This window comes from Isoptericola sp. GX10416 (assembly GCF_056590155.1).
The window spans coordinates 1-24,305 of record NZ_JBWPVO010000022.1 but is presented as its reverse complement, the minus strand read 5'-3'; the positions used below and the strand labels follow the sequence as shown (position 1 = coordinate 24,305).

At 69.0% G+C, this 24,305-nt stretch carries 18 protein-coding genes and 1 pseudogene; 10 read left to right on the top strand and 9 right to left on the bottom strand.

What is annotated here, in order from left to right; translation table 11 throughout:
- The 9 genes and pseudogenes from ACWAT2_RS18910 to ACWAT2_RS18870 form a co-directional block, all read right to left on the bottom strand.
- Window positions 1-230: hypothetical protein (locus ACWAT2_RS18910; RefSeq protein ID WP_480049187.1), on the bottom strand; the 230-nt coding region annotated here is incomplete at its 3' end.
- A complete protein-coding gene (locus tag ACWAT2_RS18905; protein ID WP_480049185.1) occupies window positions 227-811 on the bottom strand; it encodes a DUF6318 family protein in 585 nt (194 codons plus the stop codon). The genes ACWAT2_RS18910 and ACWAT2_RS18905, both read right to left, overlap by 4 nt.
- A 221-nt stretch (window positions 812-1,032) precedes the next feature.
- Window positions 1,033-2,415, bottom strand: coding sequence for a DEAD/DEAH box helicase (locus tag ACWAT2_RS18900; protein WP_480049183.1), 1,383 nt, complete (start codon window positions 2,413-2,415; stop codon window positions 1,033-1,035).
- Between the two features lie 38 nt (window positions 2,416-2,453).
- Window positions 2,454-3,479 (bottom strand): annotated as a pseudogene (locus ACWAT2_RS18895) (SNF2-related protein); the annotation flags it as partial.
- A gap of 572 nt (window positions 3,480-4,051) precedes the next feature.
- Entirely contained in the window at window positions 4,052-5,575 is a 1,524-nt protein-coding gene (locus tag ACWAT2_RS18890; RefSeq protein ID WP_480049181.1) for an EH signature domain-containing protein, read from the bottom strand.
- A complete protein-coding gene (locus ACWAT2_RS18885) occupies window positions 5,575-6,399 on the bottom strand; it encodes an OmpA/MotB family protein (protein ID WP_480049179.1) in 825 nt (274 codons plus the stop codon). The genes ACWAT2_RS18890 and ACWAT2_RS18885 overlap by 1 nt, the downstream gene beginning before the upstream one ends.
- Entirely contained in the window at window positions 6,396-8,003 is a 1,608-nt protein-coding gene (gene zorA / locus ACWAT2_RS18880; RefSeq protein WP_480049178.1) for an anti-phage ZorAB system protein ZorA, read from the bottom strand. The genes ACWAT2_RS18885 and zorA overlap by 4 nt, the downstream gene beginning before the upstream one ends.
- A 188-nt stretch (window positions 8,004-8,191) precedes the next feature.
- Entirely contained in the window at window positions 8,192-9,076 is an 885-nt protein-coding gene (locus ACWAT2_RS18875) for a DUF4190 domain-containing protein (RefSeq protein ID WP_480049177.1), read from the bottom strand.
- Between the two features lie 68 nt (window positions 9,077-9,144).
- Window positions 9,145-9,630, bottom strand: coding sequence for a hypothetical protein (locus ACWAT2_RS18870; RefSeq protein ID WP_480049176.1), 486 nt, complete (start codon window positions 9,628-9,630; stop codon window positions 9,145-9,147).
- A 150-nt stretch (window positions 9,631-9,780) separates the two neighbouring features.
- Between ACWAT2_RS18870 and ACWAT2_RS18865 the strand changes: the two genes are divergently transcribed.
- From ACWAT2_RS18865 to ACWAT2_RS18820, 10 genes are all read left to right on the top strand, one after another.
- Window positions 9,781-11,841 carry a hypothetical protein gene (locus ACWAT2_RS18865; protein ID WP_480049175.1) on the top strand — a complete coding sequence of 687 codons (2,061 nt, stop codon included), beginning with the start codon at window positions 9,781-9,783 and terminating at the stop codon, window positions 11,839-11,841.
- Between the two features lie 14 nt (window positions 11,842-11,855).
- A complete protein-coding gene (locus ACWAT2_RS18860; protein ID WP_480049174.1) occupies window positions 11,856-13,475 on the top strand; it encodes a class I SAM-dependent DNA methyltransferase in 1,620 nt (539 codons plus the stop codon).
- Window positions 13,468-14,646, top strand: a complete 1,179-nt coding sequence (locus tag ACWAT2_RS18855; RefSeq protein ID WP_480049173.1) for a restriction endonuclease subunit S — start codon at window positions 13,468-13,470, stop codon at window positions 14,644-14,646. Before ACWAT2_RS18860 ends, ACWAT2_RS18855 begins: the two co-directional genes overlap by 8 nt.
- Before the next feature lie 172 nt (window positions 14,647-14,818).
- Window positions 14,819-15,835, top strand: coding sequence for an Abi family protein (locus ACWAT2_RS18850; RefSeq protein ID WP_480049172.1), 1,017 nt, complete (start codon window positions 14,819-14,821; stop codon window positions 15,833-15,835).
- A gap of 5 nt (window positions 15,836-15,840) precedes the next feature.
- A complete protein-coding gene (locus tag ACWAT2_RS18845; protein ID WP_480049171.1) occupies window positions 15,841-16,569 on the top strand; it encodes a DUF6994 family protein in 729 nt (242 codons plus the stop codon).
- A gap of 583 nt (window positions 16,570-17,152) precedes the next feature.
- Window positions 17,153-18,400, top strand: a complete 1,248-nt coding sequence (locus tag ACWAT2_RS18840) for a hypothetical protein (protein WP_480049170.1) — start codon at window positions 17,153-17,155, stop codon at window positions 18,398-18,400.
- An 8-nt stretch (window positions 18,401-18,408) separates the two neighbouring features.
- Entirely contained in the window at window positions 18,409-19,143 is a 735-nt protein-coding gene (locus tag ACWAT2_RS18835) for a DUF4230 domain-containing protein (RefSeq protein WP_480049169.1), read from the top strand.
- 103 nt (window positions 19,144-19,246) lie between these two features.
- Complete coding sequence (locus ACWAT2_RS18830; RefSeq protein WP_480049168.1) at window positions 19,247-20,044, top strand: type IV toxin-antitoxin system AbiEi family antitoxin domain-containing protein; 798 nt, start codon at window positions 19,247-19,249, stop codon at window positions 20,042-20,044.
- On the top strand, window positions 20,041-20,832 hold the full coding sequence (locus ACWAT2_RS18825) for a nucleotidyl transferase AbiEii/AbiGii toxin family protein (protein WP_480049167.1): 792 nt from the start codon (window positions 20,041-20,043) through the stop codon (window positions 20,830-20,832). The genes ACWAT2_RS18830 and ACWAT2_RS18825 overlap by 4 nt, the downstream gene beginning before the upstream one ends.
- A gap of 86 nt (window positions 20,833-20,918) precedes the next feature.
- Window positions 20,919-24,206: a type I restriction endonuclease subunit R gene (locus ACWAT2_RS18820; RefSeq protein ID WP_480049166.1), complete on the top strand. Its 3,288-nt coding sequence runs from the start codon at window positions 20,919-20,921 to the stop codon at window positions 24,204-24,206.
- Window positions 24,207-24,305 lie beyond the last annotated feature (99 nt).

Here is a 24,305-nt window from a genome sequence, read left to right as displayed (position 1 = left end):
ATCACCTCGTCGAACTGGTCGCGTTCGTCGTCCTGGATGCAGGTCGCCGCGTCAGCCCGGAAGTAGCGGTCCTGGGGGCCGTCGGGTCCGGAGGGACGCTCAGCGTCGCCGATGTAATCGACGTGAATGTTCTGCTCTTGCTCGTCTACGTACCCGCCGTATGAGTCAGTCGACGACGCGGTGAATGTGGCCGAAGTCAATGCGACGAGGAGCAATCCTGGGAAGTTCACTGAACGCCCTGGACCTTGGCGTCGGCGGCAGCGATGTTGAAGATGATCCACCGGCTGTCATCGTGAACGACCTCGACCTTCTGCTCCGCCACGACCTCCTCCTCGGAGTAGAGGACCTCGCCCGAGGGGCTGATGATCGAGGCGGGTGCCACCTTTACCTCGATGTCGATGGGCCAAATGCCGGTGGGTCGGTCCTGTTCGTAGACATGCAGGACTTTGACGGAGATCTCGCCACCTTCGAACCGGTCACCGTTCTTCGTGATGTTTTGGGCCTGCTCGAGGCGCGCCGTGCACGTCTTGCAGGACTTGTGCGACATCGCCTCGAACTCCGCGGTGTCGCCGGTCTTCATGATGTAGTCGTCCAGCATGAGGAAGTACTCGGCGGCAGCGGTTGCGCCCTTGTACCCGTCGTCGTCCATGGCGGCGGGCCGTTGCGGGGCGATGACCACCGGCTCTGGTGACGGGCTCGCCGACGCGCTCGGTGACGGGGGTGCCTCGACGGTGGCGCTTGGCGTCGGGCTCTGACCGGTCTCGCTAGGTGGGGTCGGCGTGGTGCAGCCCGCGAGCAGCAGGATCGCCACCCCGACCGAGCAGAGGGCGGTAGCAGGGCGGGGCATCAGGTGGCTCCTTCACCGGGAGTCGACGACGACATCCCGGACACCGTAGCGAAGCGCGTGGCCTGCCGGAACGGCCCTGTGGAAAAGTCTCACCCACCGGGCACATGCCTTGGTACAAGCCGGATGCGGAGCGACGCCGCGGTCCTCGATCCACCACGCGAAGAGGGAGCACCCACGCAGTCCTATCAGGCGAGTCCCATCGCTCGCGCGACCTCGTCCTCGGTGACCACCTCGGGGACGACGACGGCGCCCGAAAGTGCGACTTTTCCTCGAAGGAGCCGGTCCAGGTTCACGTCGAACGAGTCGACGTCCGGGTGCAGGGCCATCGGGAAGTAGACGTGCACGTCGCGGGTCTGCCCGATGCGGTAGATGCGGTCGGTGGCCTGCGCCTCCTTGGCAGGATTCCAGTGCCGTTCCAGATGGATGGCGTGGTTCGCGCCGACGACGGTCAGTCCCACGCCGACAGCGAGGGGCGACATGATGATCACGCCGAAGCCGGGCCGCGCTTCGAACCGCTGGATCCGCTTGACGCGGGAGTCGTTCGACCCGGTGGCGGGGGTGTCACCGTTCACGACGTCGACGGGTACGTCGTAGAGGTCGCGGAGCCAGATGGCCAGGGCCCGCTGCATGACCTTGGTGCGGCAGAAGACGATCGCCTTCTCTCCGGCGTCGCGCACGCCGTCGAGGATCGGTCGCACCGAGAGCTGGGTCCGAGCCGACAGCGCGATCGCGTCGTGGGCGTCCAGCAGCGCGTTGTTGACGAGCCCGGGGTGGAGACTCGCCTGACCGAGGTCGTGGAGCGCCTTGAGCATCGCACCCTTGCTGCCTGCGTTCGCCTTGTACCGCCCGATGGCGTCGTCATACGCGTCACGCTGCACGGAAGGCATGAGCGCGGCGTGCGCGCCGGCGTCGTGGACGTGCTTGGGTGGCAGGTCCTGGAGGTGGTCCTCCTTGACGCGCCGGAGCATGTAGGGGCCGACGGCGGCCCGCAGGTCACGCCCCATCTGCGCCTGCTGCGCACCGTCGGCGTCGTCCATCGGTGCTTCCCAACGGTCGCGGAACTCTGCCCACGTCCCCAGGAGGCCAGGCTGCGCCAGGTCGAGGAGGCTCCAGAAGTCGCGGAGCGAGTTCTCGACCGGAGTTCCGGTCGCCGCGAGCTTGAACCGTGAACGCAGTGCCTTCGCTGCACGGGTGCGGAGGATGTCGGGGTTCTTGAGGTTCTGCGCCTCGTCGAAGACGATCACACCCCACTCGACCTGGGAGAGTGAGACCTGGTAGCGGGCGATGGTTTCGTACGTGGTCAGGATCAGGCGTCCGGGGAGGTCGAGGCGGGCGTCACCGAACTGTGCGCCGACGCGAAGACGCATGAGCGAGGCCATGACCTCGGCGCGGACCATGCCGTGCTCGTCGAGGTGATCCTCCGCGACTGCGGACTCCCGTCCTTTGTCGGTGCGGAAGTGTGCGAGACCGTCGCCCTGCAGCACGACGACGTCGCGGAACGGGCCGCTCCGGCTCCCGAAGGTCTCCTCGATCTCGCGGAGCCAGTTCTCGAGCAGGGCCACGGGCATGACCGCCAAGGTGGGCCGCGGCTCGTCCCGGCCGCACGTTCGGCCGCAACGACTTCGCCGAGGGCGGCCAACGTCATGTAGGTCTTGCCCAGACCCATGTCGTCCGCGAGAAGCGCCCCGCGTACGCGATCGTCGGCATGGTCGGCGCCACTCAGGGACGCATTCATCAGGCGGGCCATCCATTCGATGCCCTCGACCTGGTGCGGGTAGGGGGAGCGACCCAGCTGGTCGTAGGAGACCGGGCGAGCAAGGGCTGCGGTCTCGGCAGCCGCCACCAGTCGAGTCGAGAGCTCGTCGGCGTCGTCGAAGGACCATCCGACGCGCACCTGGGGGCCGGATGGCTCAGTCGACTCGGAGCCGTGAACATCGGCGTCCGAGAGATCGACGCCGAGGCGCTGGAGCCGATCGAGCGCTTCGTCCTGAGCTTGCTTCACCCGGGACGGGTCCGAGATGTCGACGACGTCGTCGTCGAGCGTGACCAGGTCGTCGCCCCGCTCCTGTGCCTCGGCTACCTTCTGGGCGATCTCCTCGTGCTCGGGGATGCTCTGCGGCTTGGTCGAGAGAATCTCGGGTGGCGTGGAGACGTGGTCGGCGCCGAGCCAGTCGGGCCCCTTCTTCGTCGCCTGGGCGAAGGACACGGGGGCGAGGCGCCCGAGCCCACGGACCAACCAGGCGAAGGTGAGCTCGACGTCGACCTTCTCTGGGTCGAGGAAGTCACCCGGTGCCGCCAGGAAGTCCGGTACCTGCTCCTTGGGAATAGAGCCCTGACGTCGGACCTCTCGCACGCCTTCGATCTGGTCGCGCTCGAGGAGCACCAGCTCCTTGTCGACGCGCAGGACGCCGCCGTCGGCCGACTGGTCACCAGGCAGGTGGTGCCACCGCTTGTCGAGGTCGTTGGGGTGCAGGCCGTGTCCCAGGTCAGGCACCAGGCGCAGCGAGCCGTCGGGCTGGGGGTCGACGGTGACGCCGACCTTTCGCGGCTCGACCGTGGTGAACGCGTCGAAGTGTCGAAGGGGAAGTGAGAAGTTCGGGTCGGCAATGGCCGAGTCGTCGGAGGCAGCCATGCGTCGGGCACCTTGAAGATCGGCGACCAGTCGGGCGTTCTGCGTCTCTGTCCGGCGCCCGCGGGGCAGTTCCTGGTGACGTTCCACTGCGCGGAGGGCGCGAAGCGCCGGCGGGCTGAGCCGGAAGACCCGCTCGTACGGTGAGAGGCCGACGGCGAGCAGGACACCGGTTCGGCGGTAGGCCTCGTCGTACTTGTCGACCCGCACGGCGAGGTCGACGGCGAACTCGGGGCTGGCCGTGGTCCCGGCGATCGCGGTGCCCAGGCTGCCGGCGAACCGGCCAGGCAGGCCGAGCAGAGCGGCTTCGGGGGGTGCGAGGCGGGCCAGCTCGTCTGCCGACACCTCGAAACCGAGCTCCGTCGCGTGCGCTCGTCCTTCGTCGGCGAGGGCGTCGAGGACCAGGTACTGCTCGGTGATGCTGCGGTGCGCATCGCCGTCGACCAGGGCGCGCAGATACTCGGACGTCGTCGTGAAGGATGTCGTGTCACCGTGCTCGACGGCGAAGCGTGGCGCCGGCGAATCTGTCGGGTCCGGCTTGGTCGCGGGAGCGCGTCGCAGCAGGTCGCGCAGCTTCATCGGCGTCTCCAACCTCGTCGGGGGTTCGTTCGGGACGCTCCGCGTCGACGGGCGACGAGTGTGGCGAGGTCGTCGTCCGTCAGCAGAGCCTTCTCGTTGAGATTGATGCCGTGGAGCCGCAGGAAGTCCAGAGCGCCGCGGGTCCATCCACCGCCGACGTCGTGGCTCCACGAGTCGTGGGCGGCCGGCCCCGCCAGATGTTGTTCGGCGTGGTGGGCGGGCACGGTGTGGCGGAGATCGTCGAGGCTGTAGTGGCGCCGGTGCTTGTTCATCAGGAAGGGAACCGGTCGGCCGAGGTAGGCGTGAAGCTTGAAGTTGTGGGATCCCTCGACGAGGTGGAAATCGCCACAGTCGACCACGACGACTGCCTTGTCCGCCCCGCTGGTGTAGAGAGGGGCGTCCACGAGGCCCACCTTCGCCACGCGGCGGACCGTGGCGCGGACGTCGCTCCCGAGAATGAGCCGCACGTCCTGGACGAGGCCGGACTCGTAGAGACCCAGGAGGAAGCGTTGACGACGGACGAACATGCGCTGAAGGTCGGTGTTCCCGGACTCGAGCCCGTAGACGCGCACCGCATCGAGGAACGCGCGAAGGTCGGCGCCGGACATCCACTGGACCGCGCGGGCGCGCAGACCGGCGTCGACGTGCGCCCACCAATCGTTCCAGTGGGCGCTCCGCTCGTGGCGAGGGTCCCCGCCGATCGCCAGGACGGCGTCGACCCACTGGGCGCTCGGCACGATGCCGGGCTTGTCGCAGAGCGCGGCCAGGACCGCGATACCGAACCTGTGGTCGGCGTCGTCCCGTCTCTGCGCGGTGGCGCGGTCCGTCGCATCGATCAGGAACTCGTGGCCGCCGACGGTGGGGTCCGCGGCCCTGATGAGTCCGAGGTAGTACTCGTTGCGCAGTACCTGGGCGAAGCGCCCCTGGTCGTCACCGCAGAGCGCGACCGCGACGGGATCGTCCTCGAGACGTCGCCCCTGAGAGATCAGCTCGCGTGCGAGGACGCGAGGCCCGTCCTTGGCGATGGCGTACCGGCCGGACGTGCGCACCACCTCGACGACGTCGTCCGCATCCCGGACCCGACAGCCCGCCACGGCGCGACCGGCGGCTGCGGCTGCGGCCTCGAACCGGCCAGCCTCCCAGTCGTCGAGTCGGTCGAAGTAGGTCAGGAGGGCGGAGACGAGGGAGTGGGTCGTCAACCTGGAGACGACGTCGTGCCCAGTCGCCACGGAGCCGAGCGCCGCCGGAGTCATCGAGCGCTGTGCCAGGCGTTCGTCGGTCGCCCAGATCTCGGCCACGGCTCGCGCGAAGAGACGCTCGCGCAGGCGGCGATGGAGAGTGGCGGTGTCGCGCTTCTCGAGCACGTCTCGTGCCTCAGCGAGGATCGGTGGGTACCGGTGACCGGTGCCGGCCTGTGCCCGTGCCCGGTCGGCCTCGTCGCTCAGGTCTTCCCAACCGTTGAAGGCGTCGTCGTCCCAGTCACCCGGTTCGAGGGTTGAAGAGGGGAGGATGAGTGCCATCAGCCGGCCTCAGCGGTCACAGGCTCCTCGATCGCCTTGTCGACGATGTCGGCGAGCTCCTCGGCGGTCGGTCCCTTGACGGTGAATCGGATGTCGATGCGGCGGTTCGCGGCCTTGGAGGTGTCCGAGGCCTGCTTCGCGTCGACTGGCCGGGAGTCAGCGTAACCGGATACCGAGAAGATCGGCTGGCCGTCCGGACGAAGGAGGGTGTGGAGGCGCTGCGCGCGAGGCAGGTCTTCCTCCCAGAGGCGCCACAACGAGATGGCTCGGAACGTCGAGAGTCCCCAGTTCCCGGTGCCCTCCAGTCCGCTGAAGGCCTCGCTGTCGGTGTGGCCTTCGACGAACACCGTGTCGAGGGCCTCGAACCGATCGTCCTTGCGGACCGTGTCGCCGATGACCTGACCGATCGTCAGGGCGACGTCCTGATGAGCCGGCCGGATCTCGTACGAGCCCGACGCGAAGCCGAGTGCCGACGTCGGGACGTGGAGGACCGACGCATCCTCGCTGACCTCGACCTTGATCCCGCGCTGGTCGAGCTCGTCGGCGATCTCCCGGACCAGGGCAGAGCGGACCTCTTCGCGCTCGCTCAGTGAGGCCACCTGCGTCTCGAGCTGTTCGCGCTGGCTGGCGAAGACTTCCTCGGCCTTCTGAGCCTCAGCCTCCTGGGCGACGAGCTCCTGCTGTTTGTAGGTCAGCGACAGGATCAGCAGCACGACCGAGAGCAGGAACACGAGCAGCAGTGCGGACATCAGGTCGGAGAACGAGATCCAGTGGGACGAGCTGTCGTCGTGCCCAGGCTGTCGTGCACGGGTGGTCCGCCTCATGCCGCAGCCTCGACCTCGTCACGACGGCGCACCTGGAGGGCATGGTCGATCTCCTCCACGGTGGCCGAGAGCGCCTTCGCGGCGTCCAGCATCGTCGAGCTGAACCGGTGGGTCTGCTCGTTCCACGTGTTCATGCGGTCGGAGGTGTGCTTCTCGACGGCGGACGAGTACTCGGTGAACCAAGCGGACAGGGAGCTGCGGAAGCCGTCGATCTCCTTCGACAGTGCGGCGAGGGTCTCCTCCTGGTGGGACCGCATCCCGTCGATGAAGGCCCGCTGCTGCTCACGCATCCCGTCGAGCAGCTGGCGCTGCTGCTCGTCGATCCCTTCAAGTCCGCGGTCGAGCAGCCCTGCCGCCTCGTTCATCTTGGCGGCGGCAGCGACGGTGGAGACCGTCAGCACGCCGAGCCGCTCGGTGAGCGTCGTGAGGGACGCGGACGCCGATTCCTGCTGCTCGGTGACCCTGTCGAGGGTCTCGGTGCTGCGCGTCAGGACCTCGCCGAAGGTCTCGCTCGTGCGCTGGAAGTAGCCTGCCGTCGTCTCGAGGTGCTCGGCCGACGGAGCGAGCTGCCGGCTGACCTCGTCGAGGTGGGACGTGGCCGACTGGAGCTGCTCGACCAGGTGCGGCAGGTGCTTGTCGAGCAGCTCGACTTGCCGGCGGGTGGCCTCGCGGATCTCGGCCATGCGCTCCTGGTGCTCGTCCGCCTGCTTGGCGAGCTGGTCGCCCAGGTAGGTGATCGTCTGCGCCAGTTCGGTGGTCGACTGGTCGAGACGCTCGGCCAGGGTCGTGCCGAGCGATTCGAAGTGCCCGGCGAACTTGTCCACCAGGTTCTCGAAGACCTCTTCGGACTGACGCGCGGCGTGCTCGGCCATCGTCTGCATGGCGGGGGCGACGGCCGCCTGCAGGGAGGCTCCGATCTGCTCACCGAGCGTCGCCAGGTATTCCTGGCTCGCGCTCGAGCTGTTCATGATGCTGACGAGCGACGCCTCGGAGGTCTGCCTCTCGAAGTGCTCGTCGATCGCGCCCTGCAGGCCGCGGATGTCCTCGACGGCACGCCGGCTCTGCGCCTTCTCGTACGCCTGGGTGACGATGCTCGCGATCACGCCGACCACCGAGGTGATGAACGCGAAGCTGGCGCCGTTGATCAGGTTGCCGACGCCTTCGGTGAGGTGGGCGGTGTCGCCGTCGACATTGATGGAAGACAGGCCGATGGACAGCCCGAGGAACGTGCCGAGCACGCCCAGGACCGTGAGCACGGCCGGCCGGGTGAGCAGGATCCGGCTGTGCAGCAGCTCGGGCGCCAGGCTCTCCGAGTTGAAGTGGTAGTCGGCGTCGTGCGTGTTGAGCAGCGTGCCGTCGGGCCCGTCGACGAGCGTCTCGTCGAACTCGCGCCACAGGTGTGCGACGTCGGCGTGCTGGTCCTTGGCTCGGTTCATCATGCCGCTGCGGTACTCGCGCCGCACTGGTCCGTCAAAGCTGATCACCTGGCGTACGCCGTCGATGCGCGTCGACGCCTTGACCCGAGCACGGTGGACCTGGAACACCGTTCTCACGGTCAGCACGAGGATGAAGGCGCAGAAGATCCACGTCAGGGCATTGGTCACGGTGGGTGCTCTCGGTCGGTTCGGCAGCTGGCAGCGCGCACGGGCGCTGAAATGGTTTCATCCGCCCTGCGGAGGTCTTGCGTCGCCTGCGGGTGAAATCGGGTGGAAGCCGTAACGGTTCCATCACGCGAGCAAGGGTGCGCCGAGCCCTCGGGGGTCAGCTCGGCGCACCCGGTCTGTGGGGTGGTTCAGCCCTTGGGGGCGAAGAACACCGGGTCGGAGAACCAGCCGGCCGTCAGGGTCCAGGTGCCCTGGGCTCCGGCGGGGACGACGACGCACTCGTTGCCCTGGGCGGTTCCGCCCGTGTAGAGCTCGTCAGTGTTCATGAGGTCGTCGGGCACCACACCGCAGTCGTCGCTGTAGGTGACGTTGTCCTCGCCCACGAACTCGACGGTGAGATCGACCCACGGAGTACCGGTCTCGGCGCCGGTGTAGGTCGCCTCGACGGGCACGATCCAGTACTCCATGCCTGCGGCCGGCGCCTCGTTGAACATGTTCTCGCTCTGGATCTCGTCCCAGCCCTCGTAGGGCTTGCCAAGGTCGATGGTCCAGTCGTCGTTGCTCACTGTCTCGGAGAACCGATACGGGTTCGCCCGTGTGCCGGCCTCGGCCTCGGCAGGTTCCGGTGCCTCGACGGGCTCCTCGGTGACGATGTCGGCCTGCTCGGCGCCGGTCTCGTCGTCGCCCGTCGGGGCCGAGGTGTCCGCTCCGGCGTCGACGGCGGTGGGGGTGTCGCTCAGCTCGGCGGACACCTCGTCCAGCACCGAGGTGTAGAACGCCTGGGAGGCGAGCACCCCGATCCCGGCGAGCACGGACAGCACGACGCCCGCGACGGCCAGTCCCTGGCGGGGTGCTCCGCGACGGGCCTTCACGACGCCGATGATCGCCAGCACGAGGCCGACGACAGCCAGGAAGAACGCCGCGTTGTTGACGATCGGCACGAGGCACAGGCACAGCGCGACGAGGCCGACGACGAAGCCGGCCACGGCGAGCCCGTTGCTGCGTGCGGGGGCGGCCACGGGGCCGGGGGACTGAGGGGCAGGCGCCGGGGCCTGCGAGAAGTCGGTGGACATGGTGTTCCTCTCGGTTTCGGGAGATCTACTGGTGTGGCGACGCCGTTCTGATCGGGGTCGTCGTGGGGTCATTCCTCGACGACGAGGAGGTCGAGCCCGGTGTCGGGGTGGTAGCTCCAGGTCGCCGTGAACGCCTCCCAGGTGTCGTTCTGGCGGCCGTCGAGCGAGCGGGTGGAGTCGATGAGGCTGGTCACCCGACGCGGTGTCTCCAACGCGGAGAGCAGGCAGACGACGGTGGAGTAGTCGGTCCCGAGGAGGTCCTCCTCGCCCTGCATGTCCACGACGAGCGTCAGGTCGTCGTCCTCGAGCAGGACGCCGGTGTCGGTGTCGGTGACGCACTGCTCGGTCGCCCGGGCGAGCGCCGTGGGTTGGGTGGCGACGGTGATCGCGACCGCGGCAGCTCCGACGGCGACGACCCCGACCGCCACCAAGGCGATCGCCGGTCCGTGGGGCCGGCGTCGCGCCGCCTGCGGGGCGTCGGCCGGCTCGGCCGGCGAGACCACGGACTCTGCGAGCTGGGCGTGGTCGCTCGGCTCATCTGGGGTGCCGGTCATCGATTCCTCCTGGGTTGACTCCTCGAAGCCTGGCAAGAACGGATGCCATCACGACGACGCAAGCGCGATAAAGGGGGTTATCGTCCGTGGAAGCGAAGTCACAAAGCGAGATGGCTAGGCTGCGCTGGCACCCGATGAGAGGAGATCGACATGCAGGACGCCGGTTCGCTCCTGGAGCGACTGCACGTCTCGCTCGCCGATGTGGCCGAGATCGCCCAGGTGCAGCGCCCCGTCGTCTCCACCTGGCGGCGCCGCTACGCCGGCGCCGCGCGGCCCTTCCCTTCGCCCGCCGTCGAGCACGATGGCTCGCCACGCTTCCGCGCGGGCGACGTCGCCGACTGGATCGAGGCCACGGGCCGCGGCAACAATCCCCACTTCCGGGCCGACGTCGCGCTGCGGGCCTCCCTGGACGCCGGCGACCCGGACCGTGCCCGGCGCCTGCACGAAGGGTTGGAGGCGCTGCTCTGCCTCAAGGCCGCCACCGGGGAACCTCTCGCCGAGCTCGACCCCGACGACCTGCTCGACCTGGCCGACGAGGTCGACCCCGACGACGAGGCGCTCTACAGCGAGGTGGACGCGCTCGGCGCGGACCTGGCCCACGTCGCGACGCTCGCCGACCTCGCCGCCGACGCCGCGTACACCCCGGGCGGGGCGGCCGAGGCGCTCGCCGACGACCGGTTCCGTGGGCGGCGGCCCGAGGCGACGACGTCGGCACTCGCCCCGTCCGCCCTGCATCTCGTGGCTGAGGTCGCCGCGCAGGTGCTCGATGGGGGCGACGTCGCCGACCCTTTCCCCGGCAACGGCGACCTGCTGCGCGCGGTGCTGGCGGACGCCGGTCGCCTCGACGAACCTGCCGCCCTCGTCCCGCCAGGGTGCCGGGCGGCACGACGGCGGCTGGGCGCGCACGGCTGGGACGTGGGCACGCTGCCGAGCGCGGGGTCGGTGGCACAGCCACCCCCTGACGCGCTGGTGGTGACTCAGCTCCCTCCGGCGGGCACCGCCGAGCTCGACGACGTGGCCCTCCTGGAACGCCTCGACGAGATCGTCCTGGGGCTGCACGCCGAGCAGCGCGCCGTCGTTGTCGGCCCCGCGTCCGCCCTCGTCGGGGCGCTGACCGGGCAGGCAGAGGCGATCCGCTCTGCGCTACTGCGGACCGACCGGCTGCGTGCCGTCGTCGCGCTCCCGCCCGGCCTCGTCACGGACCGGCCGCGCCAGCGCACGGCGATCTGGGTCCTGGGCGCACCGCCGGCCGGGGTCCCGATCGCCGAGCGGTGGACGATGGTGGCCGACATCAGCGACCTGCGAGTCGCCGGCACGTTCGACCGTGCCGCGGTGGAGGACCTGCTCGTCGACGTTGAGGCGTCCCTCGGGGACGCCGCTGCGGTGCGCTCGCACGCGTTCCGCTTCGCACGTTTCGTGCCGATGGCGAGCCTGCTCGCGGGCCGCGGCAGCCTGCTGGCGGCGGCCAGGCCCGTCGTCGGCGGCCCGCGGGACGACGGCGGTACCGCGGCACTGCGGGCCGTCGAGCTCGCCGGGATGCTCGACGGCGGAGCGCGCCGCCCGCTCGACCTGCGGGTCGAGCGGGGCGAGGCGAACGAGGTGCGTCGCGCCCCCGTCTGGGCGCTGGTCGAATGCCGTCGGCTGCGGCGGTTCTCCGGCAACCGGATCGATGCCGCTGACGTCTCCGACGCGCCGGACCGCGACGCGCGCCTGACGCGGGTGATCGGCGTGCCCGAGCTGACGGGCGCGCGCCGGTGGGGGACACGTGCCGTGGGCACGTTCGACTTTGCCGAGCGCTACCCGTCGGGGCGGTTGACCGAGCCGGGCGACGTCGTTTTCACGACGACACCGCGGCCGGCCGCCGTCGTCGACCACCAGGGGTTCTCCGCCGTGGAGTACCCGGCGCAGGTGTTCCGGGTGCTGTCACCCCGCGGCGTCGGGCGCGACGAGCGCGACGCCGTCGTCCCCGAGGTCCTGGCGCGCGACGTCGGCGCCCAGGCGCCCGGCGCGAAGTGGTGGCGCGCGTGGGAGGTGCGGCTCGTGCCGCACGACCAGGCCGCCGCCGTCGGACGCGCTCTGCGGGCCGCGAGCGACCGCGCCGCTGCCGCGCGGCGCGAGCTGGAGATGTTGGACGAGCTGGCAGGGACGCTGTGCGACGGCGTGACCGCCGGTGTCGTACGCATGCGATTGGATGGGGGCGACCCCACGTGAGGAAGGAACGGCGAGTGCCACCCAGGAAGAAGGCCGAGACGCCTTCGGTCGCCACGGCGACCACCATGAAGGAGCTGAAGGACACGCTCTGGAAGGCAGCGGACAAGCTGCGCGGCTCGATGGACGCGAGCCAGTACAAGGACGTGATCCTGGGGCTGGTGTTCCTCAAGTACGTCTCGGACGCGTTCGACGAGCGCTGGGAGGCGATCCGCGCCGACGGCCTCGCCGACGGGATGGAGGCCGAGGACGTCGAGGGCCTGCAGGAGGACATCGACGAGTACCGCGGCCACGGGGTGTTCTGGGTGCCGGAGCGGGCGCGCTGGCGCTACCTCGCGCAGCACGCCAAGGGTCGGGTGGGCGTCGCCGACGAGGTCGACGCGTCGATCGGCATGCTGGTCGACGACGCGATGAGCCACATCATGGGCGCCAACCCGACGCTCGCCGGCACCCTGCCGACGCTGTTCAACAAGGACAACGTGGACCAGCGCCGCCTCGGTGAGCTGATCGACCTGTTCTCGTCGGCGCGGTTCACGGGCATCGGGGCCGACGGTGAGAAGGTCTCCAAGGCGCGGGACGTGCTCGGTGAGGTCTACGAGTACTTCCTCGGCAAGTTCGCGGCTGCCGAGGGCAAGCGGGGCGGCGAGTTCTACACCCCGCCCGGTGTGGTGCGCGTGCTCGTGGAGATGCTGGAGCCGTACGCGGGCCGCGTGTATGACCCGGCGTGCGGGTCGGGCGGCATGTTCGTCCAGGCCGAGAAGTTCCTGGAGCGGCACGGCGCCAACCCGCAGGCCATCAGCGTGTACGGGCAGGAGCTCAACGAGCGCACCTGGCGCATGGCGAAGATGAACCTGGCGGTGCACGGGCTGGAAGGCCATCTCGGGCCGCGCTGGGGCGACACGTTCGCGCGCGACCTGCACCCCGACCTGCAGGCCGACTACGTGATGGCGAACCCGCCGTTCAACATCAAGGACTGGGCGCGCACCACCGACGACGCCCGCTGGAAGTACGGCGTGCCGCCCGCAGGCAACGCGAACTACGCATGGATCCAGCACATCCTGTCCAAGCTCGCGCCCACCGGGTCCGCGGGCGTGGTCATGGCGAACGGGTCGATGTCGTCGAACTCCGGGGGAGAGGGCGAGATCCGCGCGCAGCTCGTCGAGGCTGATCTGGTCTCGTGCATGGTGGCGCTACCCACCCAGCTGTTCCGCTCCACGGGCATCCCGGTGTGCGTGTGGTTCTTCGCCAAGGCGAAGGGCGCGCGGGCCGGCTCAGTGCTGTTCATCGACGCGCGCAACCTCGGCCACATGGTCGACCGAGCCGAGCGGGCGCTGTCGGAGGAGGACATCGCCCGGATCGCCGGGACCTACCACGCGTGGCTCGGGACGGAGTCTGCGGCGGGGGAGGAGTATGCCGACGAGGCCGGGTTCTGCTACTCCGCGTCGCTCGGGGAGATCAAGGACGCCGGGTACGCGCTGACGCCGGGGCGGTACGTGGGTGCCGCTGAGGTCGAGGACGACGGCGAGCCCATCGAGGAGAAGATCTCCCGGCTGACCGCGGAGCTGTTCGCGCAGTTCGACGAGTCGGCGCGACTGGAGAAGGTCGTCCGCGAGCAGCTCGGGAGGGTCCGTGGCTAGCGCGACCATCGGCGAGTTGGCTGCCGATGGCGTTCTGTCGATGGGTGACGGCTACCGGACCAAGCGTTCGGAGCACGGTCGCCCCGGATACCGGATCATTCGGGTGGCTGACGTTCGTGACGACGTGGTTCATCTCGACGGCGATGACTTTGTGTCCGTGGACTACAAGGCTCAGATGGGCGCAAAGGTCGCGTCCGCGGGTGATGTGCTGCTGACGACCAAGGGCACGGTGGGTCGCGTGGCGGTCATGCCGCCAACTGATGAACTCGCCGTCTACTCCCCACAGCTCTGCTACTTCCGTGTTCACAGGCCCGAGGAGCTCGACCCGCGTTTCCTCCGCTACTGGCTCCAGTCGAGCGAGTTTCTCGGTCAGGCTGCCTACCTGCAGGGGAACACGGACATGGCGCCGTACATCAGCCTGTCCGATCTCCGGGCTGCTCGGATCACCACACCGTCGATCGACCAGCAGCGCGCGATCGCCGATGTGCTGGGCGCACTCGACGACAAGATCGCGGCCAACACCAAGCTCGCCACCACCGCCGACGATCTGACGCTGGCTCTTCTCGCCGCGGAGAGCCCGATAGTCCCGCTGGGGTCGATCGCCGACGTGTCGCGCCAGAGCGTCGATCCGGCCCTGCTGGACGACCCGGTCGTCGCCCACTACTCGCTACCCGCGTTCGATGCGAACGGGCGCCCCGAGGAGGTCGCACCGGCGACGATCAAGAGTGCGAAGTTCCTCGTTGATGCGCCGTCAGTGCTCTTCTCCAAGCTGAACCCCCGATTCCCCCGTATCTGGAACCTCGCCGAGTTGTCCGACGTCCTGGCGCTCGCTTCGACGGAGTTCGTCGTTCTCGGGCCCAGGTACGGTTCACCGAGCCTGCTGTGGGCCTTGGTCGCTCAGCCGCGGGTCGGCAAGATGCTCGAGGGGATGGTGGCCGGTACGTCGGGAAGTCACCAGCGTGTGAAGCCCGGCGAGATGCTGGAGGTCCTCATCCCGGACCCGCGCGACCTGCCTGAGATGCTGGTCGATCAGGTGGAAGCTCTGGCTGTCGCTGCTCGGGCTGCCCGTGGAGAGCTTCCGAGACTCGAGGCGCTGCGCGACAGTCTCCTGCCCGCCCTCATGTCGGGCAGGCTCCGCGTCGAGGAGGCCGCCGAGGTGGCCGGCCTGTGACCGATCGCGCGGAGCTCGTCGGGTCGCTGGGTCCAGAGACCGATTTCACCCGACGGGCTCGCGCGCGCTCTTGCCACGCGGTCGCCCCCACGCGTAGATTCGAACCACTAGATCCCCCACGCCTCTCCACGATGCGCAAATCGGGGGATTTTCTCTGCCCGGGGAGCGATCGATGACGACGACTCCGCCGGTGCGTTTGCGGGGGACTCGGCGCTACACGAAGCCGGCGCTCGACCACGAGGACCTCGTCGATCGGATGATCGCCCGCGGTCTGGTCGTCCCCGATCGCGACCGGACGCTGCGCTACCTGCGGCACGTCGGCTACTACCGGTTCTCCCCGTACCTCATACCCTTCCGCGTCACGCCGTCGAGGGAGAGGTTGCGCGACGACACGTCGTTCGACCAGGTCCTCGACCTGTACGTCTTCGACCGTGAGCTCCGCCTGCTGGTGATGGACGCGATCGAACGGATCGAGGTCGCGGTCCGGGCCGCCCTGACGGACACGATGTCGCTGCAGCACGGCGGGCCCTTCTGGTACACAGATGTGCAGCACTTCCGCGACGGGCAGAACCACCGGAAGTCGCTCGCCATCGTCCGCAAGGCGTGTCGGGACCAGCTCCGGGGCCGCGAGGACTCCCTGGTCGATGACCTCTCCCACCGGTCGGCGATGGAGCACTACCTCACTACGTACGGCGAACCGGAGTTGCCGCCGTCGTGGCTGATGGTCGAGAGCCTCACTCTGGGTCAGCTGACGAGCCTCGTCGAGAACCTCGCGAGGATCTCGGACGTGAAGCGCATCGCCCGTCCGCTCGGCCTCACGGCACCGGTGCTGACTTCCTGGTTGTGGACCTACGTACGGGCGCGCAACATCTGCGCCCACCACGGCCGGCTCTGGAACGTCGGGCTCGGCGTCTACCCGGCGATCCCCAAGCCGTCGACCATCGAATGGCTCAGCGACGCGGAGGTCCTCACCGCCGTTCCGGATCGCCGGAAGCGGCTCTATCCGGTCCTCGCGTCCCTGCAGAGCGTGCTCGGCGTCGTCTCCCCGCGGTCGTCGTGGGCTCAGCGGCTCAGCGATCTCCTCGACAATCATCCTGACGTGCCGCTGCGGGGCATGGGCATTCCCGCCGACTGGCGGGACGACGCCTTCTGGTCCTCCCGCCTGACACGGACGACAAACGGACGGTGACGACCGTGCAGATCGATACCTCGTTCGACGTCCGGACGGACTCCGGCGGTAGGGACCCCGACACGCACAGTCCGACGCTGCGGAACTACCACCAGTATCTCTGGAGCAAGCCTCTCCCGGACGGGCGTTCGTTCGACCTCGTCGCGACGACGCCCGGCGCCTATCTCTACCACCGGTCGGCGGTTGGCGAGTTCTGGCTGGCCAGCGACTCGGTCATGCAGACCTTCACGCACTGGGAGGTGACGAAGGGTCTCGTCGCGCAACTTCCCGACGACTACGTCGACTGGGTTCGCACGATCACCTACACGATCGGCGGGATGCTGCTCTTCCCGGGGAATCGTGTCGACGGGAAGATGACGATCAACGGTGCCCGAGGGTTCACCCGACGCATCGCGGACCGCATCGATCTCACGCTGGAGTGCGTCCGGCTGCACTACCGAGGGGAGCCGAGCCCGCTGAGTGCAGTGCTCGCGCGCTACGGCGACTTCTTCGACCTCTTCACCGGCTTCGACGGGTACGTCGAGTTCTTCCTGCTCGAAGACCTGATGACCAGTGACGGCGGCGTGCGCTTCTTCATGCCGTTCGACGGATTCGCCTCGCCGTCGATCCCTCGCGACCTCGAGACGTACGCCGAGTTCCTCCGTCGCTCCACCGACTTCGTCGAGGCGCGGAACCGGAGGGTCGCCGGGTGGGCGGCGTCACCCACGCGCGGCACTGGGAGCCGCATCCGGTAGTCAGAAGGTCCTCTAACATCGTTTCTTGGTTTTTCCGATGCCAACGCGAGGGCGTTGCAATGGATGCGAACTGGCCGTCGTTCGGGACCGAGCTCCTCGACTGGGAGTCCTCGGACGGCGAGTATGGTCCCCGCGCGGGCAGGAGGCGTCGTCGTAGGCCGTACGAAGCAGCCGTCCCGCCACGCATAGCCCGCGCCGAGCTCGCGCTCGACGGGCCGACGGCCGCGCTGGTCGCTGAGGCGAGCGCCGAGATCGCCCGACTGGATGGCGAGTCCCTCGGCTCTCTGATGTCGCCACGTCCTGATGCGAAGGACGAGCGGACGTGGCCAGTCTGTCGCACGGCCGCTACGGCGATTGCCGTAGTCAGGGTGAAATCACGGGCGAGTAGGACGGGTCGATCATGTTGCTGTCCCGCACAGTTCCGCCGTACTTGGCGTCCAGCAGGGTGCTCAGGAACGTGCCCGTAGCCGGTCGGCGGCTGATGCCCGCGATCCAGCCACACGCCGGGCCGCTACTCTTCGGCTGACCAGGATCGCTGGCGGCGAGACGCCGTCCGTGAGCGCGAACTCTCCAGGAGCTGACCGTGGACGACCTCGAGCTGATCAGTGACGGCAAGGGTCTTGCAGTCATCGGAAGCACCGGGGCGGTCGACCGCTTCCTGACCTCGCACAGCCTGCCGTCCAACGATCTCGGTCTGCCACGTCTGAGCAACGCCTTGAGTAGTGGCGCCGGGACCGCCCAGGCAGCGTCGGAGATCGCCGCGACGTCAGGCCGATGGGTGCAGCTCACCAAGGAGTCCGCGGAGCTGATGACGAAGCTCGACCTGATGAAGGGCTCGAGCGCGGACGTCGCTCGGGCCGTGGTGACGGACAAGGGCAAGATCAAGGGCATTCTCGAGTTCGCCAAGACGCCGGGGTCGATGCTCACGAATCCGGCCAACTTGGCCGGGGCCGCTGGCCTCATGGCACAGCTGGCGATGCAGCAGGCGATGGATGAGATCACCGACTACCTCGCGGTGATCGACCAGAAGGTCGACGACATCCTCCGGGCCCAGAAGGATGCCTTCGTGGCCGACATGATCGGATCGGGGCTGGTGATCGATGACGCCCTGACCGTCCGTGAGAGCACTGGCCGCGTCTCGGAGACGACCTGGTCGACCGTGCAGGCCGAGAAGAAGTCGATCGCGACGACCCAGGCGTACGCCCTGCGCCGACTCGACGCGCTTGCGGAGAAATTGGAGGGCAGGACGAAGGTCAGCGACCTGGCCAAGACCGTCTCCGAGGCGGTGCCCGAGGTCGAGGAGTGGCTTTCCGTCCTCGCACGCTGCTTCCAGCTCCAGGACGCGCTCGGTTTGCTGGAGCTGGACAGGGTCCTCGACTCCGGGGACTTCGAGGAGCTGGACCGCCACCGTCGAGGCCTGGAGAAGGCCAGGCAGGCCAGGCTCGAGCTCATCGAACGCAGCACTGCGCAGCTGCTGAGACGCATGGATACAGCCGCCGGTCGAGCTAACGCCAAGGTGCTGCTGAACCCGTCGACCGCGCCCCGCGTCGTGCGGTCGAGCGAGCAGGCCGCTGCCTCGGTGGACGAGTTCCACTCCAGGCTCGGGATCGAGGTTGGCAGGGAGTCGTGGCAGGCGCGGCGGTGGATCGACGCGGCGGGCGACGTGCGGAACAAGGTGGTCGAGACCGGCGCCGGAGGGATCGACGCTGCACGACGCGGCAGCGGCGAGGCGATCGTCCGCGCCAGGTCGATGACCACCAGGATCTCCGGGGAGTTGGCCGAACGGACGGCGCGGCGCCGTGCGGACAACGACGACGTCGTCGGGAAGTAGGAGAACAGGTGCCGCAGAACTCGTCTGTCGCCGAGGCTGAGAAGACTGTCGTCGGCGACCCGCCGCGCCGTCGTGGAGGCGTCGCGCGATCCATCCTGGGAGTGTTGGTCGGGACCTGTGTCGCACTGGTCCTGGTGGTCCTGCTCGCGTTCGGTGCGGTAGCTTCCGGGCTGGTCGCAGTGCCTGCCGCGGTGGCGGGCCTCTTCGTCAGTGAACAAGTGGACCGCTCCGAGCCGCCGGTGCTGCTGAGCATCCAGGACCTGGCGCGCTTCGTCGCAGCAGAGGGGAACTACCAGGTGGTGGTGGACCTGGAGGACGACCAGAAGTACGTGCCCGACTGGCTCAAGGGTGAGCGCACGATCTTCCTCGCCGAGGGTTCGGTCGACGTCTACGTGGATTTCAGCGACCTGAACGAGGACGCGGTCCACGTGGCTGAGGACGGTTCCGCGGTGACGGTCACGCTGCCGGCCCCGGCGCTCACGGAACCGCGGATCGACCTCGAGGGCAGCCGAGCGCTGTCCCAGTCGCGGGGGCTGATCGACCGCGCCGCGGACTTCTTCGGCGACGACGTCGGTAGTCAGCAGGAGGTCCTGCTGAGGGCGGAGGACCTGCTGGCCGAAGCCGCCGAGGAGAGCGGGCTGACGAGCCGCGCCGAGGAGAACACGCGCAAGACGCTCGAAGGGCTTCTCGGCGGTCTGGGCTACGAGTCGGTGGAGGTCGCCTTCGAGGGCCAGGGTTCCTGAGCTCTGTCGCCGACGTCGCAGTCCACCTGCAGGCAGGGTTGCGCCAAGGGCTGCGAAACGTCACAGAACATGTGACACTTTGCAGGATGGAGCGCACGAGGCAATGAAGACGCCGACCCGGGCGGGCGAGCTCGCCGACTGGGCGCTCGCGCACGGGCGCACAAGCCTCTCGACGTCTTCCGTCGCCGATGTCCTGGGCATACCCGAGGACCAGGTCCGCCGCCGCCTCCATGCTCCGACGCGTCGCGGAGAGTGGGTGCGCCCCCTGCACGGTCTATGGATCCCCGTTGCTCCCGAGTACCGGACGTGGGGTGCGCCGCCTGGCATCGAGATCGTGGACGTGATGATGCGCCACGCAGGCGTCGACTACTACGTCGGCTGGCTGTCCGCGGCCGAGTTGCACGGTGCGGCACACCAGGCGGTGCAGGTCTTCCAGGTGGCGACGTCTCGAGACGTCCGGGACCGAGTCGTGGGGCGGACGCGGTTCCGGTTCCACACGAGGTCCGCGGTGTCACGAGTCCCGACGGTCGAGTGGCCGACGCGGTCCGGCCGTGCGTTGGTGACGACCGTGGCGGCCACCCTGCTCGACGTGGCGAACGACGTCAGCACGGCAGGCGGACTCGACAACGCCGCCACCGTCGTCGTGGAGCTGAGCGAGGCCGACGACTTCACCATCAACGAACTCTGTGCCGCCGCGGACGCGTTCCCGCTCGCTGCGGTGCGGCGCGCGGGGCTCCTGCTCGACAAGTTCGGGGACGGTCTCGATCTCGACCAGCTCGCAGCCTTGGCCGCGGCACGAGGTCGGAGTCCGTCCCGCCTTGATCCTGGCGGGCCCGCGAGTGGCCCCGTGGACGCTCGATGGAACATCCTCCTCAACGCCGAAGTGGAGCCCGACCTGTGATCCCTCCTGCCGCAGTCACTGCCTGGTCGGTCGACCATGCCTGGCCGACGTCCGAGCAGGTGGAGCAGGACCTGCTGCTCTCACGAGCCATCTGCGAGATCGCCAACCATCCCTACCTCGGAAGGGAGCTCACCTTCCGTGGTGGCACCGCACTGCACAAGCTTCATCTGCCAGCCCCCTATCGATACAGCGAGGACCTTGACTACGTCCGGTCGAGCCCTGGCGGGATCGGCGAACTGACGCGGTCGCTCACTGAGCTCGGCGAGAACATGGGGTTCGCGGTACGAACGAGGATCAGCGAGCACCCGAAGGTCTACTGGCGTACGACAGCGTCGACCGGGGTTCCGCTGCGTCTCAAGATCGAGGTCAACACTCACGAGCGATCACCGGCGCTCCCGCTGTCCACGATCGAGCACCGGGTCGAGTCAGAGTGGTGGACGGGAAGCGCCGATGTGCAGACGTTCCAGCTCTCCGAGCTGGTCGCCACCAAGATCCGTGCTCTTTACCAGCGCTCGAAGGGGCGCGACCTGTTCGACCTCTGGCTCTCGCTCGTCGAACTCGGCGAGCCACCCGAGCAGATCGTCCGCGCGTTCCATCCCTACCGTCCGGATGGGCTGACCTCGGCCCGAGCGACCCGCAACCTCTTGGCCAAGGTCGACAACGGCGCCTTCCGCACGGATCTCGCGCCACTCGTCACACGTGTTCCTCGCGCCTACACGATCGAAGCCGCCGCAGACCTGGTGGCGTCCAAGCTTCTTTCACTCCTGGATGCGGACGAAAGGCGATAGAGGGGTTATCGACCACACCCGAGCGGCACGGATCGCGCTGCCGCGACGATGGGACCCAGACCGTCACACGACCGCAGGGAGTCACCGTGCACCATCCGAGCGAAGCCGACTGGGAGCTGCTCGCCCACGACCATCTCGCCGAGTTCGGCTGGGCGCCGCTGCAGGGCACCGAGATCGCCCCCGGCGCGACCTCCGCCGTCGGGCACCCGGGGTACACGGCGCTGGGGGCGCAGCCGCAGCGCGAGTCCTGGTCCGAGCTCGCCATCGGGTCCCGGATGAAGGCGGCGCTGCGACGTCTCAACCCGGACGTGCCGCGCGAGTTCCTCGACCAGGCGCAGGCCGAGATCCTGCGGCCGGGCTCGCAGGACGCCATCACGGAGAACCACCGCATCCACGGCTACCTCACGGGCGGCTACCGGATCACCTACACGGCCGACGGCGTCGAGCACCACCCCACGGTGCGCCTCGTCTCGCAGCACGAGCATGAGAACGAATGGCTCGCTGTCCGCCAGGTCGTCGTGGTCGACCGCGACGTCGAGCGCCGCTTCGACCTCGTCCTCTACCTCAACGGCATGCCCGTGGTGGTCGTCGAGCTGAAGAACGCCGGCGCTCGCGCCGACGTCGCCGCCGCCCACGCGCAGATCGCCACCTACGTGCGCGAGCTGCCCATGGCGTTCCGCTTCTGCGTGCTGACGTTGATCAGCGACGGCGTCGTCGCCAAGTACGGCACCCCGTTCACCCCGCTCAACCACTACGCGCCGTGGAACGTCGACGACGACGGTCGCGTCGTCGGGCCGGACGGTCGCGTCCAGGGCTCCGACGGCCTGCACCTCGTGGACGACGCCGGTATGCCCGGCCAGGTCGACCCGCTCACGCCACTCGAGGTCACCCTCTCCGGGCTGTTCAACCCCGAACGTTTTCTGCAGCTGCTGCGCGGGTTCGTGGCGTTCGACTCCGACGAGGACGGCCTGGCCAAGCGGGTCGCCAAGCCGCACCAGTACTTCGCGGTCACCAAGGCGATCGGCGAGACCGTGCGTGCCGTCGCGGGCGACGGGCGCGCCGGCGTCGTCTGGCACACCCAGGGTTCCGGCAAGTCCATGGAGATGGAGCTGTACGCCGCCGCCGTCGCCCGGCACCCCGCCCTGCTCAACCCGACCGTCGTCGTCGTCACCGACCGCACCGACCTCGACGACCAGCTCTACGAGACGTTCGCCCGCTCCGAGCTGCTCCCGGAGAGCCCCCGGCAGGTGACCCGGCGGGCCGAGCTGCGCGACGAGCTCAGCAACCGCACCACCGGTGGCATCTACTTCACCACCCTGCAGAAGTTCGGGCTCACCCGCGCCGAGAAGGACGCCAGCCTCTCGCACCCGGTCCTGTCCGAGCGCAGCAACATCGTGCTCGTCGTCGACGAGGCGCACCGCAGCCACTACGGCGACCTCGACGGGTACGCCTGGCACCTCAAGAACGCCCTGCCCCACGCCACCCTCATCGCGTTCACCGGCACACCCATCTCCGAGAAGGACCGGGACACCGAAGCCGTCTTCGGCGACGTCATCGACGTCTACGACCTCACGCGGGCCGTCGCCGACGGCGCCACCGTCCCCGTCTACTTCGAGTCCCGGCTCGTCAAGGTCAACTTCCCCGACGACGTCGACCCCGAGACGATCGACGCCGCCGCCGACGAGGCCACGGTCGGGCTCGACGACGCCGAACGTGACCGCATCGAACGATCCGTCGCCGTCGTCAACGCCGTCTACGGTGCACCCGAGCGCCTGCGCACGCTCGCCGAGGACCTGCTCGGCCACTGGGACGAACGGCGGGAGGCCGTCGTCGAGAGCGTCCGGCCGACGTCGGACGACGTCGCGGGTGGAGCACCCGGCAAGGCGCTCGTCGTGTGCTCCACCCGGGAGATCTGCGCCCGCCTATACGACCAGATCATCGCGAGGCGACCCGAATGGCACACCGACGACCTCGCCACCGGCAAGGTCAAGGTGCTCTACTCGGGCACCCCGGCGGACCCGGAACACATCGCCCGGCACGTGCGCCGGCCCAGCGCCAACGCCGCGCTCAAGAAGCGGCTCAAGAACCCTGACGACGAGCTCGAGATCGTCATCGTCAACGACATGCTGCTCACCGGGTACGACTCGCCGAGCCTGCACACCCTCTACCTCGACCGGCCGCTGCGCGGCGCGCTGCTCATGCAGACGCTGGCGCGCGTGAACCGCACGTTCCGGGGCAAGGACTCCGGGCTGCTCGTCGCCTACGCACCCGTGGCGGAGAACCTCGCCGCGGCGCTCGCGGAGTACACCCAGCGCGACCAGGCCGAGAAGCCGGTGGGCCAGCACCTCGAGTCAGCCGCCGAGGTGGCCCGTGCCCACGTCGCGCAGGTCGCCGCCGTCGTGGACCCGAGCGGCTGGAGGCAGGTCCTCGAAGCGAAGCGGGGAACGAAGCGTGCGGGGATCGACGCCGCCATGCACGCCGTGGGCTACCTGCGTAGCCCGCACACGCGAGGGAACCAGGTCCCGGACGGCACCGAGTCCGTGCTGGAGGCGTTCCGCAGGCTCGCGCCGGCTCTGCGGCGCTCTTGGGCGCTGGCAGGTCGCCACCCGTCGGTCGCGGAGCTGGCGGGGGACGTGCGGTTCTACGAGGAGGTGCGCACCTGGATGGGCAAGCTGGACGCCGAGGAACGGCAGTCCTCCGGCGAGCCGATCCCCGACGAGGTGCAGCGGTTGCTCAACCAGCTCACCGCGACCGCCGTGCACGCCGACGACGTCGTCGACATCTACGAGGCCGCCGGGCTGGAACGACCCCGGCTCGACCAGATCGACGACGCGTTCCTGGCCAGGGCGAAGGATTCGGAGAACCCGCAGGTGGCGATCGAGGCGCTGCGCGCGCTGATCAACGGCGAGGCGCGCAAGGTCACCGAGGGCAACATCGTGCGGCGCAACCTGTTCTCCCAGCGGCTCGTCGAGCTGATGAACCGCTACACGAACTCCAACCTGACCTCCGCCGAGGTCATCTCCGAACTCGTGGCGATGGCGCGGGAGGTCGCTGCGGAGGCATCGCGAGGCGAGGCGTTCGACCCGCCTCTGAACCGGGATGAGCTCGCGTTCTACGACGCCGTCGCGACCAACGAGTCAGCAGCCGAGCTCCAGGGGGACGCGAAGCTGGCAGAAATCGCCCGCGAGCTCGTGCAGGTGATGCGCAACAACGACCAGGTCGACTGGCGGATCCGTGACGACGTCAAGGCCAAGATGCGTTCCGCGATCAAGCGACTGCTCATCAAGCACAAGTACCCGCCGGACCGTCGTCCCGAGGCGATCGTGCTGGTGATGGACCAGATGGAGGCGCTGGCGTCCCGGCGTGCCGCCTGACGGCGGGTGCGGCGGATCTTTAGCGCTCTCAGCAGGTGCGGTTGCCGAGGAGGTCGCTGCAGACGAGGCGGACGCGGGCTTCGGTGACGGTGACGGGGT